The sequence below is a fragment of the Providencia xihuensis genome (genome assembly GCF_041953405.1).
Classification (GTDB): Bacteria; Pseudomonadota; Gammaproteobacteria; order Enterobacterales; family Enterobacteriaceae; genus Providencia; species Providencia vermicola.
In genome coordinates this window covers 528,388-544,608 of record NZ_CP169565.1, presented here as the reverse complement: position 1 = coordinate 544,608, position 16,221 = coordinate 528,388, and the positions used below count along the sequence as shown (strand labels likewise).

12 protein-coding genes are annotated in these 16,221 nt (G+C 45.8%); 1 reads left to right on the top strand and 11 read right to left on the bottom strand.

The window, feature by feature from the left end; translation table 11 throughout:
• Positions 1 to 9 precede the first annotated feature (9 nt).
• The 6 genes from ACE2AL_RS02335 to ACE2AL_RS02310 all read right to left on the bottom strand — a co-directional run bounded on the left by ACE2AL_RS02335 (position 10) and on the right by ACE2AL_RS02310 (position 8,700).
• Entirely contained in the window at positions 10 to 921 is a 912-nt protein-coding gene (locus ACE2AL_RS02335; protein ID WP_375083925.1) for a fumarylacetoacetate hydrolase family protein, read from the bottom strand.
• A gap of 152 nt (positions 922 to 1,073) precedes the next feature.
• Complete coding sequence (locus ACE2AL_RS02330) at positions 1,074 to 2,201, bottom strand: cupin domain-containing protein (protein WP_206086280.1); 1,128 nt, start codon at positions 2,199 to 2,201, stop codon at positions 1,074 to 1,076.
• Positions 2,202 to 2,229: 28 nt separating this feature from the next.
• Entirely contained in the window at positions 2,230 to 4,527 is a 2,298-nt protein-coding gene (locus ACE2AL_RS02325) for a bifunctional salicylyl-CoA 5-hydroxylase/oxidoreductase (RefSeq protein ID WP_272539600.1), read from the bottom strand.
• A gap of 16 nt (positions 4,528 to 4,543) precedes the next feature.
• On the bottom strand, positions 4,544 to 4,966 hold the full coding sequence (locus tag ACE2AL_RS02320) for an acyl-CoA thioesterase (RefSeq protein WP_375083923.1): 423 nt from the start codon (positions 4,964 to 4,966) through the stop codon (positions 4,544 to 4,546).
• A 10-nt stretch (positions 4,967 to 4,976) separates the two neighbouring features.
• The gene (locus ACE2AL_RS02315) at positions 4,977 to 6,491 is read right to left on the bottom strand and encodes an indolepyruvate oxidoreductase subunit beta family protein (RefSeq protein WP_272539602.1); all 1,515 of its coding nucleotides are present in this window, start codon (positions 6,489 to 6,491) and stop codon (positions 4,977 to 4,979) included.
• A gap of 10 nt (positions 6,492 to 6,501) precedes the next feature.
• Positions 6,502 to 8,700 (bottom strand): indolepyruvate ferredoxin oxidoreductase subunit alpha, encoded by a 2,199-nt coding sequence (locus ACE2AL_RS02310; RefSeq protein ID WP_206086276.1) that lies wholly within the window; start codon positions 8,698 to 8,700, stop codon positions 6,502 to 6,504.
• A gap of 752 nt (positions 8,701 to 9,452) precedes the next feature.
• Here ACE2AL_RS02310 and ACE2AL_RS02305 point away from each other — a divergent pair.
• Positions 9,453 to 10,460: an AraC family transcriptional regulator gene (locus ACE2AL_RS02305; RefSeq protein WP_206086275.1), complete on the top strand. Its 1,008-nt coding sequence runs from the start codon at positions 9,453 to 9,455 to the stop codon at positions 10,458 to 10,460.
• A gap of 570 nt (positions 10,461 to 11,030) precedes the next feature.
• On the opposite strand, the gene ACE2AL_RS02300 is transcribed toward ACE2AL_RS02305, so the two are convergent.
• From ACE2AL_RS02300 to ACE2AL_RS02280, 5 genes are all read right to left on the bottom strand, one after another.
• On the bottom strand, positions 11,031 to 11,927 hold the full coding sequence (locus tag ACE2AL_RS02300) for a transporter (RefSeq protein WP_206086365.1): 897 nt from the start codon (positions 11,925 to 11,927) through the stop codon (positions 11,031 to 11,033).
• Between the two features lie 78 nt (positions 11,928 to 12,005).
• On the bottom strand, positions 12,006 to 13,610 hold the full coding sequence (locus ACE2AL_RS02295; RefSeq protein WP_272574122.1) for an NAD(P)/FAD-dependent oxidoreductase: 1,605 nt from the start codon (positions 13,608 to 13,610) through the stop codon (positions 12,006 to 12,008).
• A gap of 3 nt (positions 13,611 to 13,613) precedes the next feature.
• A complete protein-coding gene (locus ACE2AL_RS02290) occupies positions 13,614 to 14,396 on the bottom strand; it encodes a cyclase family protein (protein WP_371007621.1) in 783 nt (260 codons plus the stop codon).
• Positions 14,397 to 14,406: 10 nt separating this feature from the next.
• Positions 14,407 to 14,949: a flavin reductase family protein gene (locus ACE2AL_RS02285; RefSeq protein ID WP_241016896.1), complete on the bottom strand. Its 543-nt coding sequence runs from the start codon at positions 14,947 to 14,949 to the stop codon at positions 14,407 to 14,409.
• Between the two features lie 15 nt (positions 14,950 to 14,964).
• Entirely contained in the window at positions 14,965 to 16,209 is a 1,245-nt protein-coding gene (locus tag ACE2AL_RS02280; RefSeq protein ID WP_375083921.1) for a styrene monooxygenase/indole monooxygenase family protein, read from the bottom strand.
• Positions 16,210 to 16,221 lie beyond the last annotated feature (12 nt).

Sequence of the window (16,221 nt, the reverse complement as noted above, 5' to 3'; positions counted from 1 at the left end):
GCTCCTTTTTTACACCGCCACTACAGGATGGCGCAGCTCACCAATGCCTTGTACATATGCCTCAATCACATCCCCTGGCCACACCCACTCTTGCGGTGAGCGCCCTGCCCCCACACCTTCAGGGGTACCCGTGGCAATAATGTCCCCTGGCTCAAGAGTAATCCCCTTGCTGATATCTTCAATTAACGCGTTCACGTTAAACAACATATGACGAGTGTTGGATGATTGCTTGGTCACGCCATTAACTTTTAAGCTTAAGTCCAAGGTGTGTGGGTCTGGAATTTCATCCGCAGTAACAATACATGGGCCAAATGGTGCGTAGGTATCTTGCCCTTTTGAGTAAATCCATTGCCCAGCGCGACGGCAATCACGGGCGCTCATGTCAATCATTAGGCTATAACCAAACACATAATTCAGCGCATCTTTCGCTGCCACCCCTTTGGCTCGCGTACCCATAATCACCGCCAGTTCCACTTCCCAATCCAGTTGTTGGGTAATTTGAGCGTTATGTTCAATTGCATCTTCTGGGCCAATCACTGTGGTCGGTGGCTTAGAGAAAATCACGGGCTCTTTAGGAAGCTCTTTCGATGTGTCTAAGGTACGACTGGATTCCGCCACGTGCTCAACATAATTGAGCCCAATACCAAAGATGTTTTTGCGGGGACGTGGGATCGGTGCCAAGATTTTCACGTTTTGCACTGGCCAAGCCGTTCCTGCAGGAAATTTCCCTTGGTAGGTGTTCAGCAACTCGGTCCCCACACGTATCCCTTGCGGGCCTAAATCAATAAAGTCCAGCATGTTATCGGGTAAGTACAGCCCTTGCTCTTCTGCCAAGCACGCCAAGTCGACGACTTGGTGGTCAACAATCGCACCCAAACGGGCCGCAGCAGTGATATCAGAACGGTAAGTAATTAAGCGCATGGTGTTTTCTCCTCAGCATACGGCGTTTCGCCATCTGCCTATTTCAGGTAAAATCGGTTAATCAAATATAAATAAAAAATAAACTAACAAAATCAATTGAATAAATAATTTCATCGAGGTTAGGACGTGAATCTTGCCCCTTACTCCACCACCTAGCCCGTCATTTTTTGATGGCCATCGTTGTCCACTAATGCCTCTTCGTAATACAACCCCAATGACTGCATCACGGGTAAGTCGTTAAAACAGAACAGGCACGCATCATCAGTCTGTGAGGTGTTCACATGCTCATGGAACATCCACGATGGCACACAGAAAATATCCCGTTCTTGCCAATCAAAGCGCTGTCCATTAATAATCGAATACCCCTGGCCTTTCGCCACTTGGTAAATGAAGCTCCCCGTGTGACGATGGGCTTTGCCAACAAACCCTGGGCGCAGCAATTGCATACTCGCACCGATGGTGGGCATCACGTGACCACCCGTTACAGGGTTGGTGTAATGCATTAGCACATCATCAAATAGCGAACCGTCGGCCACGTTTGCGGCTCGGCACAGTGCCTCATAGGTTGGCCCCCATTGATATTTAAATAATGGCGAATAGGGTTTATCCCAGCCGATATCGTGTGGGCGTAAGGCAGTACCGCCCCACATCCCCACAGGGTAATCAATAGGGCGCGTGTGTGCTTGGTGTAAGTCTGGATGGACTTTGTAAAAACCCGCTTCCATCGCATTGACCAGCGGAATGTCCAGTCCATCCTGCCAAATGCACGGCAAGCCATCTTCCGCGACACCGTGTTCGTGCCACGTCCCATTCGGGGTTAGTACAAAATCATTCGCTTCAAGCATCATCTTTTGCCCTTCCACGATGGTGTACGCTCCGCGCCCTTCCATAATAAAACGTAGTGCTGAAGAGGAGTGGGCATGGGCAGATGCTGCTTCCCCTGGGTGCATCACTTGCAAGCCAGAGTACAACCAGCCCACGGCTGCCGCCACGTCTTGACGACCTGGGTTATTGAGATAAACCACTCGCCTCCCCGCTTTTTCAGGGGTCACCAGCTCCACTGAGCGCAATACATGTTCACGCAAATCACGGTAACGCCATAACACAGGGACTGACGACGACTGCGGCTGCCATGGCTCAATCTTGTTTGCTACCGTCCACAAGGCCCCCGTTTTCAGGTCGGCTAACTCTTGGTAATACGCCACAAGCTCAGGGGTATCTGCTACATCTGCGCGGCCTGCCACGCTTTCACGGTATTGGTCATGGGATTTCATGTTCATCGGCTCGTTCTCCTCATTCACGGGGCGATTAACGCCCGTTGGATTTGACTTGCTGCAACAGCTGTTGACGCCCATATTCATACGGCGCAGGCCACGTGACCTCCCAACCGTGACGGGCACATTCGTGCAGCAGCCACGCAGGGTTCGATAATAACGGGCGTGATAGAGCACAAAGGTCAGCACGCCCCGCGGCAATAATGCTGTTGACTTGGTCAGCATCTGTAATTGCCCCCACCGCTATCACAGGGACTCCCGCCTCATTGCGCACGCGGTCTGCCATCGGTGTTTGGAACATACGCCCGTATACGGGTTTTTGTTCAGGGGACACTTCCCCTGATGAACAATCGATAAGGTCAGCACCCACTTGTTTCATCGCCTTGGCCATCAATACGGCCTCGTCCACGGTGGTACCACCCTCAACCCAATCGGTGGTCGAAATACGTACCGCCAACGGTTTCCCCCACACGTGGCGTACCGCCTGGATCACCGCCAGTGGGAAACGCAGGCGGTTTTCAAGGTTACCCCCGAAGTTATCAGTGCGCTTATTCGTCAGTGGCGATAAGAAGCTCGACAATAAATAGCCGTGCCCTGCTTGTAACTCTAACCAATCAAACCCCGCATGGTCTGCCCGTTTAGCTGCTGCTACAAATTGATCAATCACCGTCGCCATTTGCGCTTCTGTTAAAGCCGCTGGCGTTTGGGACACGTTCGGTAAATACGGCAAGGCAGAAGCAGATACGAGCGGCCAATTCCCGCTCTGCAATGGGTAGTTTTCCTGCTCCCACCCCCGCTGGGTTGAGCCACGGCGCCCTGCATGCCCCAACTGAATGCCGATTTTGGCCGTACTGTGTTGATGCACAAATTTTGTCACACGTTGCCACGCCACCGCCTGCTCATCATTCCATAACCCTGGGCATCCCAATGTCATACGAGCATCTGGGGCAATAGCCGTCATTTCGGTCATCACTAATCCCACACCACCTAGGGCACGGCTTCCCAGATGCACTGTGTGAAAATCACCCACCACACCATCAGTGGCGCTGTATAACAAAGTCGGCGAGGCCACAACGCGGTTGTTCAACGTAATATCTCGCACCTGAAATGGTGTAAGCATTGGAGGAACATGCCCTGTTGCGCCTGCTTGCGTAGCAAACCACTGCTCATAGTTATCCAGCCACGCCGCATCGCGAACGCGTAAATTTTCATGGGAGATGCGCTGAGAACGTGTTAGCAGTGAGTAGGCAAACTGCTCAGGGGCAAGGTTTTCATAGCGACGAACATTTTCAAACCACTCAGTCGAGTTACGCGCTGCATTTTGAATTTTTAGCACTTCCACGCTGCGTACCGCTTGGTAATGTTCAAGTCCTTTACGCAAATCCCCTTCTGTGGTTTTCAAGCTTTCACACAGTTCAATCGCATCTTCTAAAGCCAGTTTGGTGCCTGACCCAATAGAGAAGTGGGCGGTGTGCGCCGCATCCCCCATCAGCACCACAGGTACGTCTTTACCTGGTGAAGGCTGTGTCCAATGCACCCAGTTATCACAAATCACCCGTGGGAAACGGATCCAAATTGCTGCACCGCGCAAATGCGCTGCATTGGCAATCAATTTCTCCCCATCTAACCACGGGGCAAACAATTTTTCACAATACGCAATGCCATCTTCTTGGGACATCTGATCGATACCCGCTTTGAGCCATGTTTCTTCGGTGGTTTCAACGATAAAGGTCGATAACCCCTCTTGGAACTGGTACGCGTGAACTTGGAACCAACCGTGTTCATTTTTGGCAAATAGGAAGGTAAAGGCATCGAAAATCTTTTTGGTGCCTAACCAGACAAAGCGGCAACGACGCGGGTCTATGTCGGGCTTAAAGACATTTTCATAGCGGGTACGTACCGCGCTGTTAATCCCGTCAGAGGCAATCAATAAGTCCGCGTTGTACTCACGTGCAATGGCTTGGTCATCCGTTACTTGGGTTTCAAATACCAGCTCCACCCCCAGCTCAAGACAACGATCTTGTAAGATATTCAATAGCTTTTTACGGCCAATCCCAATAAACCCGTGCCCACCGCTGCGATTACAGGCACCATTAAAGTGAATGTCGATATCGTCCCAGTGACTAAACTCTGCAGAAATGGTCTGCGCAGACACAGGGTCAGCGTGACGTAAGTTGTTGAGCGTCGCATCAGAGAACACGACACCCCAACCAAACGTGTCAAACGGGCGATTGCGCTCAACGACCACTACGCGGTTCTGTGGGTTTTGCAGTTTCATCAGTAGCCCAAAGTACAGCCCAGCGGGTCCCCCGCCAATACACACTATATTCATGAAAGTACCCCTTTGTTTATACCGCTGACTGAGCCGTGAGTGCCTGATGCAAGGCCTCTGGAATAGGAATGGCTTGGTGTGTAATCAACGACGTTGTAACGTAGGTTTGTGTCACTTGCATACACAGCTCCCCCGTCACACTGATACAACGTTGGCGCAGCGTGAGTGACTTGCGCCCAATTCGCTCAACTACCAGCTCTAAGATGACGTCATCCCCCATGCGACTAATGGCTTTAAACTCAGCCTCTAGGTGCACAGTAGGTAACCCGAAACGTTGTTCGAGGATGTATCCAGCAAACCCTTGGGGGATCAGCGCATCAATCCAACGTTCAAGGAGGTTATTGAACATCACGAAATATTGTGGATAAAACACGATCCCTGCAGGATCACACTCAGAGAAATGGATCTTATAGGGTTTAGTAAATTTCAATAAACTCATGATGTTATCCTTAATCCATAGCCAAACGTTGGCGACATTTCTTTAATTCATGGCCATATTCATCAGCAAGCGCAGCTTCACGTAATTCGCGTAAGCTAATCGGCGCTAATTTGCTACCTTGCCGCGTCACGATGTCCATCAAAACCTGAAAATTACGCAAACCTCTCGCATGAGTATCGCTATACCCTTTTACTACCCGCTGGCATTGCGCAATTTCAGTTGCCAAAGCGGGGTTTGTCCGTGCGGCATCAACCACTGCTGCGAGCCATTTTTCAATTCGCTGATTTTCTAATTGATAGCGTAAAGTTGAGCGTCTGCCTTTTCTCCAAGCGGCGAGCACATATAACTGTAAAAACCCCCACAAAGAACTGGTAGTGATTGTTCGCCCTCGTTGCGTAAGTTTGCGAAGCGCTTTGTGAAACCAATGTGGCTTCATCAACCAATTACCTAAATTCTTGGGAAGCGTTTCGCAAATCTCTTCAATACGTGGATGCATAAATTCATTGATATCCAATAATTGGTCATCTTTAGCGTGAACTTCATTACGTACTCGAGTGAATCGGCTATCACGAATTTTGAGGTCAGCCACGCGAATGGTGTCTTCATAAGACATCCATAATGCTAAGTGGCGAACAAGTGCTCGTTGTAAACGCTCATCTTGGCCACCTTCTTGCGCAAATAGGTTGTTAAGGCGGTCTAAATACAACGCAGCATAAGCAGGGTCTTGGTAATCAATTAACCGGCGAACACCTTCTGTCACTAAATAATGAACATGAGGAGCAAATTCATGATCAATACGCGCTAATAGCGCAGAAATTTGTTTATTTTTAGGGGGTAACGAAACTGTTTGAGCTGATTGAGCTTGGTATGCCTCTTCGGGTTGCGCGGCTTTTTCAGCACCAAGCGCAAATGCACGCAGGCTGGGTTTTACCCCGACACCACCGCGCACGATGGTTTCTTCAAATTGTGTGCGGCTAAAAGGTAAAACGCCTGAACCAAATAAAGCGCCAAATAATACTGCGCTGATCACGCTACCGCTTTCTTGAGCGGCTTGCGCCATATCAAAGTGAATGAATTGACGAGCTGCAAGCCCCGCGTGGCGGATCAATGCTTGGCTATCAACCCGACCGTCACCCATGGCTGATTTCTCAGCAATAGAGTAAACACGGTGTGTAGAGCTAATTAACGTCGTGCGTTCTGGCGTAACAAAACCACGTTGAACAGAGCGACCGGCCTCCATAAGTTCAGAGGCAAGGACAACATCCACATCGCCTGGCATTGGCATCAATGCCAAAACAGGTGCTGGCGTTTCTGGGTTATCCGCGCCAGGAAACAATTCAACGTAATAAATCGTTGCTCCTGTACGTTGAGCAACGCCTGGTACAGAGGTGGTTTGTGCAAAATAACCGTTTTCTTCGCCTAAATTAACAATCCAGTCCGCGAGGACGCCGCCGCCCTCACCCCCCATGGCTAAAATGGCGATTTTAATGGGCTGTAATGCGATTGATGATGGAGATGAAAGCATTTATTCCCCCTTAGAAACTGAGTTCTTCACGACGACGTGCATCACGACGTTGTAAATAGCCAATAAACCAACCGCGGACACGGTGGCGTAATTTGTCCCAGCGATTTGGATTGGTAATAATTTGTGCTTTAAAAAACGAAGGGCATAGAACGGCAGCGTGTGAAACCTCGCCGCATAAACCACATCCCACACAACTGTCCATCACTGTCGCCACAGGATCTGTTCTTAATGGATCTGGATTTGGTTTTATCGATAACGATGGGCAACCCGAAAGGCGAATACAGGAGTGGTCCCCCGTACAGGTGTCAGGGTCAACACCAAAGCGCTCACGGACAACGCGTTTTCCTGCAGCAACATCACTACGAACTTTTTTCTTTTCGCGACGCTGTAGATTTAACATGCATTCACTTTGCGCAATCAGTACTTTAGGGCCTTTCTCATCGGTAGTCAGTGCTTCACGCAATGTATTAGTCATTGTTTTTAAGTCATAAGTGCGCTTGATGGTTTTTACCCAATTCACACCAACCCCTTTCACTGCTTTTTCGATTTCATGGCCTGTGCTGCGGGTTGGGTTAAGTGCTGTTGATGACAAGATGTCTTGCCCACCTGTTGCTGATGTATAACTGTTATCAATAACAATGGTTAAGTTATCACTACGGTTAAATACGCTATTAGCGATACCACTGGTTAAGCCGTTATGCCAAAAACCGCCATCCCCCATGACTGAAATCGCGCGTTTCCCTGCTTTGGCATTTAATGCCGCTGCTCCTGCACCACCCAAGCCATACCCCATTGTTGTATTACCGAGGTTGAATGGTGGAAGAATAGAGAATAAATGGCAGCCGATATCAGCACTGACATGGTGCTCGCCAAGTTCACGCTCAACCAGTTTCATTGCTGTAAAAATAGGTCTTTCAGGGCAACCTGTACAAAACCCTGGTGGGCGCGCATGCACAGTGTCATCGAGTGTTGGCTCTGCTGCATTGACATATTCAGGCAATAATTCTTCGGTTTGCCCAGCAGCAATGTTAATTGTTGGAATACGAATTTGTTTCGCAGCCGCTTTGACTTGAGGTTCTATTTTTCCGTATCGTTCAAAAAAAGAACGCAGACCTGCAAGTACCGTCGCGGTGTTATACTCTCCCGCCATTGGCAGCATATCTTTACCATGTAATTCAATATCGATGTTTCGCTGACGTAAAATGCTAGCAACATTCTGCTCAACAAAATTCGGTTGTCCTTCTTCCAACACTAAAATCGCTTTTTTATTACGACAAAAACGTTCAAACTCTTCATCAATTAATGGGTAAGCAACATTCATGACATATAATGGAATTTTGCTATTACCAAACACATCGGCTAAACCAATTTGGTTGAGCGCGCGGATCAATGTGTTATAGCACCCCCCTTGTAACGCGATGCCAACATCATCAGCATCCTCAGCAAAAAACTCATTTAATTCACGTTGTTGAATAAACTTAACAGCTGCTGGCCAACGTGCTTCGATTTTCTCTTTTTCATGCAAAAAGCTCGCAGGAGGCAACACAATGCGGCTCACATCGCGAGTTGGGTTTTCAAGTGCATCTTTAACTGTAAATTTTGGATGTTGGTTATCTGCACAAACAAATTGCCCATGCACATGACATGAACGAATACGCATTTGCAGCATAACGGGTGTATTACTGGCCTCAGATAAATCAAAACCATCTTTAACAGCTTGAACAATCGAAGGTAAATTTGGACGAGGGTCAAGTAACCACATTTGTGATTTCATCGCAAATGCATGACTGCGCTCCTGCATAATTGAGGAACCTTCGCCATAATCTTCCCCAACAATAATCAGTGCGCCACCTAATACACCGCCTGACGCAAGGTTTGCCAGAGCGTCGGAAGCAACGTTTGTTCCAACAGTTGCTTTAAATGTTACCGCGCCGCGCAAAGGATAATTAACAGAAGCCGCTAACGTTGCAGCAGCAGTCGCTTCGCTTGCACTATTTTCGAAACGAATACCATATTCAGACAGAATATCCTGTGCATCTGCCAGAACATCCATGAGATGTGAAATTGGCGCCCCCTGATACCCTGCAACATAGGAAACACCAGATTCTAATAAGGCTTTTGTCACTGCAAGAATGCCTTCACCACTGAAAACATCACCTTGCCCTTGTCGTAACTTTTGAACTTCTTGAACAAACGAGCGCTCAGCCATTTTAACCTCACCAGTCAACGTCAGAACGTTTTTTATCTTTTTTGTGTTTCTTAGTTGTATCTCTTTTGTTAATTAAAGGTCAATCCATGATTAATCATGTAAATTGAATTTATGCAGAGAGTGGATAAGCCCTGCAGATAAGGGACAGATCACCTTTAAAAACAAGAGAAAAAGAGAGATTTACGACAAGAAATAGCCCATAAAGAAGAACAAAAGATAATGTATAAAAAAGGCGTTAAATCATTAAGTAACAGTCAATTACCCCTACAATAAAAAAGGTTTTGGCATTTTAAACCACTAAAAAATTGATTTTCAGATAATGAAACCAATAAAAAGTTAAATTAAAATACAAATAGAACGAACAATATGATTAATCATGTATATTTTACTAAAACAAAATAAAAATAACTTTATTTTTTATATTGTTATGGCTATCACAATAACCACACTGTTTCTGATTTCTTGCACTTTCTGGATAGTTTTTGCACATATTTAGCTAGGTAAGAAAAATTGTTTATGATATGTTCAACTGACAATTGGTTAAAAATATTTTAACGAAATGTTAATAACAAAAAGGTTAATCATCATAATAAATAAAATAAAGTATGTTGAATAAAAAACCTAAAGCACTTTTGCCTTAAATAAAATAATTAATTGAATTCATTGAGAAAACCTATAATAAGCAAAAATAGCCAAGCCACTACTTAAGTCAGTCAATGGGGGGTTGGCGACTCATTTTGGAGGTACCTTCGATGTTGAGCAACTCGTGGTCCCATTCATCTGCGCCTCAGATTGAAAATCAGATCTGTTCGTCAGAACGTTTGTTATTTACATCTGCTGATCCTGAAGAAATAAAATCAATGGTGGGTCGAGTGATGAAACCGCACCAATTTCATCAACTCAATCCCCATCAACGCCTTGATGCACGTATGCATTATATTCCTATGGGTGATATTTCCTTAAGCCGCTTACGCTATGGTGCGGATGTGACAATTGCACCAGGAAAATTAGAGGATTTTTTTCTTTTACAAATGCCACTTGCAGGCAGTGCTATCATTGAAAGTGGTGGAAAACGTCTAGAATCTACACCGCAAATGGCTTCTTTATTAAGCCCTGAAGAGTCAACAACCATGCGTTGGAATAGTGATAACGACCAATGCATGTTAAGAATTTCTCGATCATTATTAGAGAGATCATTAGTAGGCCAACTTGGCCATACGCTGGATAAACCACTCGTGTTTGAATTAGGCTTTGCATGGCAATCTTGTATTGAATGGCGCACGTTGATGAATTACCTGATTGAATGCGCTACGAGAACCCCTGATCTTCTGCAACATAAGTTAATTGCCACGCAAGTGGAGCAATTAGTCTCTGTTACGCTACTTTCTACACACGCCCATAACTATACTGAAGATTCGGGCTTACGCCGAGCGACAATCCGTCCCCGTCATGTTCGCCGCGTGCAGGAATACTTAGAAGCTCATGCCCACGAGCCAATTACAGTGGAGCAATTAGCACATATTGCAGGTGTCAGTTTACGTAGCTTATATGCAGGGTTTAAAGAGTTTTTAGATATTAGCCCCATGCAATATTTACGTGATTTGCGTATGGAGCGCGTACGTGCAGAATTGTTATCAGGTGAAGCCACCAATGTCACTGGGGTTGCACTGCGTTGGGGATTTGCACATATGGGCCGTTTTAGTGCTGAATATAAACAACGCTATGGTGAATCACCAAGTCAAAGTATAAAAAAAGCTTAATAACAATAATTATTATATTTATTAAGCTATTGTATATAATATGATATTAAAATATAAGAAAAAAAACCCCTCTTTACTCTAAAGTATAGAGGGGTATCTAATATAGAGACAAAAATGAAAAATACGTTATTCAGATTTTCAATTAATTTTTAACTCACACATAAAAATTCAAAAATAAGACCATAAAGCATTCATATAAATTTTTACGTTAAAGCAAAAATGTTATATTTTTAAATGATTAAAACACTAAAAAATAAATAAAAATCAATGCAATAAGAATATCTTAATATAGAAATTTAATGCTAGTTTATATTACAACTAAAAACCGAGCGAAATAATATACACTTAAAACATTAAGTCAACTCTATTTTCAATATTAAGGATAAATTAGTTAATTTAACTTACACCAATAAAATGGAAGTTAAAATCCATTAAACCTTCATTTAAATATAAAGATACATTTTTATCTTTTTATTCACAAAGAATATCATTTATATATTTACAGTATAAATAAAAAAGCACAGCATGGTTTTTATTATGCTGTGCATTCAAATCAATAAAATTAAATAGTTAGAAAGGAATAGAGGCTTTTAAATAAATTTGAGAACCTTCTGGGCGGTTTCTGACTTCAAAATCTTTTTCCCATTTAGCAGTAAACAACCAGCCTTGTGGATTCGCGTAGCGAATTGAAGGGCCGATGGAGTAAGCACGCGCTTTTCCTTGGGCCGAATTCGGGCCACTGTCATCTGTTGTTTGCCAAAAAGCATAGCCGCCAATCCCTGCTACCCACCCATTACCAAATCCCCAACCTAAACCATAATCTGCATGAAAGGCTTGCCCTGAGCGAGTTTTCGTATCGTTATTGCGAAAATTGAAGTCATACATCATTTTTAAATCCGCATTCACGCCCACAGGGGGAATATAGCTAATTGCCCACACGGGTTGTAACGCCCAATAATTTTTACCTAAACTAGAAGGGTCTGTTTTACTGTATTTTCCTGTCGGTGCATAGGCATCTAACCCAACCACATAATGTAAATCTGCCGAAGGGTGGAAGCCCAGTGCAGGTCCAAACGTTACATCGCCTAGCCCACGACTCGTCTCTTTTTTACCTGCCGCTTTTGCAGTCACATCCAATAATGGCACGATGGTATGGAAGGCTAAGTCACCACCCAGTATTTTTTGATCCGTTACCCAAATTAAGCGAGGAGCCAATACATTCACATTCACGCTAAAACCTGGCACAGGAATTTTATCCCCTTTATTATCGCGAATACTGTCATAATGGGCATTTCCACCATACATCAGCACATGTACACCTTGCGGAGGTAATGCACCTGACATAAAGTTTTCGAGACCATCGGGATAGATCCCTAGCCCACCCCCTTCCGTCGCGAGGGTACCAAACGAAAGTATGCTGAGACACGAACCTGCAACAAGCTGACTGATTATTTTTTTATTCATCATGTTTCCTGCCATAGTGGGTTTTCTTACTGTGTGTGCTTTGCCTGTTATCTCGCAGTTCCCTTGCGTTTTATTTATGTCCTATTTTTTCGTCAATTTTTGCGCTACAAGGTAACCTGAACCACCGCTAAGGCCAGGCCCTGGATGTGTTGATGCGCCAATATGAAAAAGGTTTTTAACCGCTGTTTTGTGTGTTTTTGTTTGACCTGATGCTGCAAAAGGCCGTAACCAGAAAAATTGGTCGGGGGAACAAGTACCTGAATAGGGATCGCCACCGACAAGATTGCAGTTATAACTTTCTAAATCTGCAGGAGAAATTGCGTGGCGCCCCACGATCAACGAAGAAAAACCAGGCATGACTAACTCTAAACGTTGCTGAATTCTATCCGCGACCGCCTCTCGTACGTCTTCATCCCACCGCCCATCTTCAGGGATGCGAATTTCTCCTGCGGAATCACCTTTTAGGCGCCTTGGCAATTCTTGCATTTGGATCCATAAAATCCATCCGCCATCTGGCGCACGGCTGGGATCTAACGTAGTAGGTTGCCCAATGCCAAACGTTGGTTTTTCAGGTAGATAGCCATTGTTCGCTTGAGTTACGGATAAACAAACCTGTTCCATGCTTTCAGTGAAATGAACGAGTGGAACATTTAATAATTCGGGATTGCACCAAGGTGGTGGCGCACTTAATGCAAAATGAATTTGCATACCTGCACGGCCATAGCGGTAGCCTTTTGCCCTTTCCATCACCTGAGGCGATACATTATCAAGTAATGAGCCATATAGCTGCGTTGGGGTTACGTTGCACACCACACTTTCGGTAGCTTGGATCATTTGTCCATTGACGATAACACCCGTCGCACGGCTATTTTTCCCCTCACCTTGAGTCACCACTTTTTCGACGTGCATCCCTGTTTTGAGCTCACCACCATGGGCTTCAATCACTTTTGCAAAAGCCTCAACGATACGATAACTGCCGCCTTTGACGACAGGCATCCCACCAGCAACAACGGCAGCGAAGGTTAATTTACCAATTAGCGCCGAACTCGCTTCATCAGGCCCTAACCCTGTGTGAAGTACCCATGGCGCCATCAATGCGCGGCTAAAATCGTGCTGTAATTCACGTTCTGACCAACGACGAAAGCTTTCCACACCTGATTTAGCAAAATCCAACAACCCATCGACACCCCGTTTACGCCATTCAGAAAACAACAGCTTTAACATACCGCCGCTATAAGGGTTTTGCCCTAATAAACCAAATGTGAGCGCCGCATCTTGGGTGAATAATTTGTCTGCCATTTTACGAAATGCTAGCCCATCACCAGGCGCAATGAGATCGAGCTGTTTCGCGGCCTCAGCAACATCCCGCTTCAGTGCAATAGACTTCCCATCGGGTTGTACTAACCCTGTTGAATAGTCGCATTGGGCAAACTCTAATCCATACTTTTTCAGATGGGGTTCTAATTCTTGATAGCCGGGGCTACCAACAAACAGTGAATACCAACAAGAAAGCAGATCATGGGTATACCCTTCAAATAAATTTTCAGTCCGAATACAACCGCCTAAGCGATCGTTTCGTTCTAACACCAACACCGATTTTCCGCGCACCGCCAGCAAAGCCGCGCACATCAAGGAATTCATCCCGCTACCAACGACGATCACTTGTGGGTTAGAAAGTGTTGCCATACCTCACCCCACTAGTGCCAAGACGCGTAATGGGCTACCTGATCCCCCTTCGATTTTCAGCGGAGCCGCAACAATTACCACGCCTGTTGGCGGTAATTTATCTAGGTTTTTCAAGCACTGTAGGCCATATTTATTATTGCCATGCATTAAGGTGTGGCATGGGTAAGGTACAGGCCAACTGTAGGACTGCCCTGCATCAGTATTGATGGTCTCAACACCAAACCCTTTTACGTCACGCTCGTGAATGAGCCATTCAACCGCTTCTTGGGAAGGCCCTGGTGTGTGAGCCCCATCTTCACGCATACTCACATAAGCCGCAGGATCATCCGCTTTTTTCGACCAATCCGTTCTAAAAAGTACCCAAGCCGCTTTGGGAATTTTGCCATGCTTTTCTTCCCATTTTTGCAAAAACTCGACCGTTAACACCCAGTCTGAATTTTCAGCCACTTCTTTGCTTGCATCAACCACCACGGCAGGGGCAACAAAATTTTCAACAGGGATGGTATCGACCGTGTTATTCGCTTGGTCTTTTCCACTGATCCAGTGAATAGGTGCATCAAAGTGCGTGCCAGTATGTTCGCCACAACTAAAGTTATTCCAATACCAAGCAGGGCCATTATCATCGTAACGGGAGATTTGCTCCATACTGAACGACCACACCTGCCCAAACTGCTCAGGTAATTGCAGTGCAGGGAATGATGGCGATAAGGTTTGTGTTAGATCGACAACCTGAATATTGCCTTGCTGTAATTCTTTAGCGAATATCATCAATGCTTGCTGATTCATGGTGTTTCTCCTACGCCAATGGCGATTCATGTAAAGCGGTAAAGCCACCGCCGTGGAAAACTAACGGCTTACCCGTTTCACTACCGATACGGCGCACATGCCCCACCATCAATAAATGGTCACCTAGAGTATCTTGCTTGTGGTTTTCACAAACCAGCGTCGCAATCGCGCCGTGCAAAGCAGGCACGCCTTCAGGGGTCAGATGGATAGCCACCTCTTCAAACTTGTTTTCAATGCGTGGATTCGCAAAGCGCATAGCAAGTTCTTGGTGCCCGTGGCCTAAGATATTGATGGTGAAATGTGAGCAATCACGAAATACCGCTAAGTTTGGTGAATGATTCACTAAGCTCCATAAAACTAATGGTGGGTCGAGTGATAACGAGGCAAATGAGTTAATGGTTAGTCCCACATCACGGCCATCTGCGGTTCGTGTTGTCACGATTGCGACCCCTGTTGGGTAGCACCCGAGCAAATTGCGCAAGGTTTTCGACTCAAATTCGGTATGACCCCATTCCCTTTCGCACATAAATGTATCCTCTGCAATCATAGACATAGCCAATCCTCCCCGTTAAGCGCGGGCTTCTTCCATCATTTGTGATTGAATGTAGGCCTCACATGCCGCCCCATCTTTCCACCAAGGGAACAGAACTGGCGGGTAGTTAAAAGCATTTGCAATAGTGTGTGCGAGGGATGGTAATTGCTGGGCAGCACCTAACAGATGCAAAATATGTGGCTCTGGTGGCGCTAATAATGAGTTTGTCCACTCCACAACATGGCGACCATATTTCCAGAACTGTTCGAAGGTGTCGTTCATCCACTGTGCGGTATAGGGCTTATCACCGTGCGCTAAGATCGCGTCATAGTAGACTTTACAAGCCTTAGTCGCGTTATTCGAGCCTTGGCCTGTTAATGGATCGTTCGTCACTAACGCATCCCCTAAACCAAACACAATCTTACCCGATGGCAACGTTAATACAGGCTTGCGCACCGTCGGTGCAAAGCGCCCAGCTAAGATGCCGTTATCATCCGTCAATTCGATATTACGACAGCGATCGGCTTCCCAAGGTAAATAGGTGTTAAGGATTTTTTTACTGTACGCCAAATGTTCTTGCGGTGTACGCGCCTCACCCCACTGATCCATTGGGCCACCAGGGATACCTTCAAAGACCATAATGTGGCAATCACCGCTATTGGTCAGGGATGGAAACACAAAGTACTCACCAACACCAGGGATCAAGTTAAACGACACTTGAGAGTATTCAGACGTTGGCAACATGCCGTGCACATAAGTGAGTGCCAAGGCACGTTGGGGTTTATCATATGGCGAGCGCGTTTCATCACGTTCAAGCAGTTTAACAATTTCCCCTTTCCCCCCCGCCAACACAACGAGGTCATGGGTTTCTGCCAAACGCTCCAGCTCTGCAACGCCAACATCTTCAATACGTAAATTGCCGCCACGTGTTGCAAACAATTCCATCCAATAAGGCATTTTAATGCGCTGATCGACGGCTTGTGCATAGTTGTCTAAGCGCGAGCGCCAAGAAATGGCTTTTTCACCTGTTTTTTCAGGATGAGGAACAGTAAAACCGATGCCTTCAACAGGAGGGCATTTGTCTTCCCAAAAGTTAATCCCCAAATCACGCTCAAATTGCAGCGAAATATCAAACATGCATTGGCTCGACATCACACGGCCATTTTTAACATCCTCTGGTGTGCGGTTTGTCGCAACAGTAACGAAATAGCCTTTATCTAACAAACCTAAAGCCAACGGCATCCCCGCTTGACCACCACCTACGATAGCAATACGACGCATAGTATTTTCCTC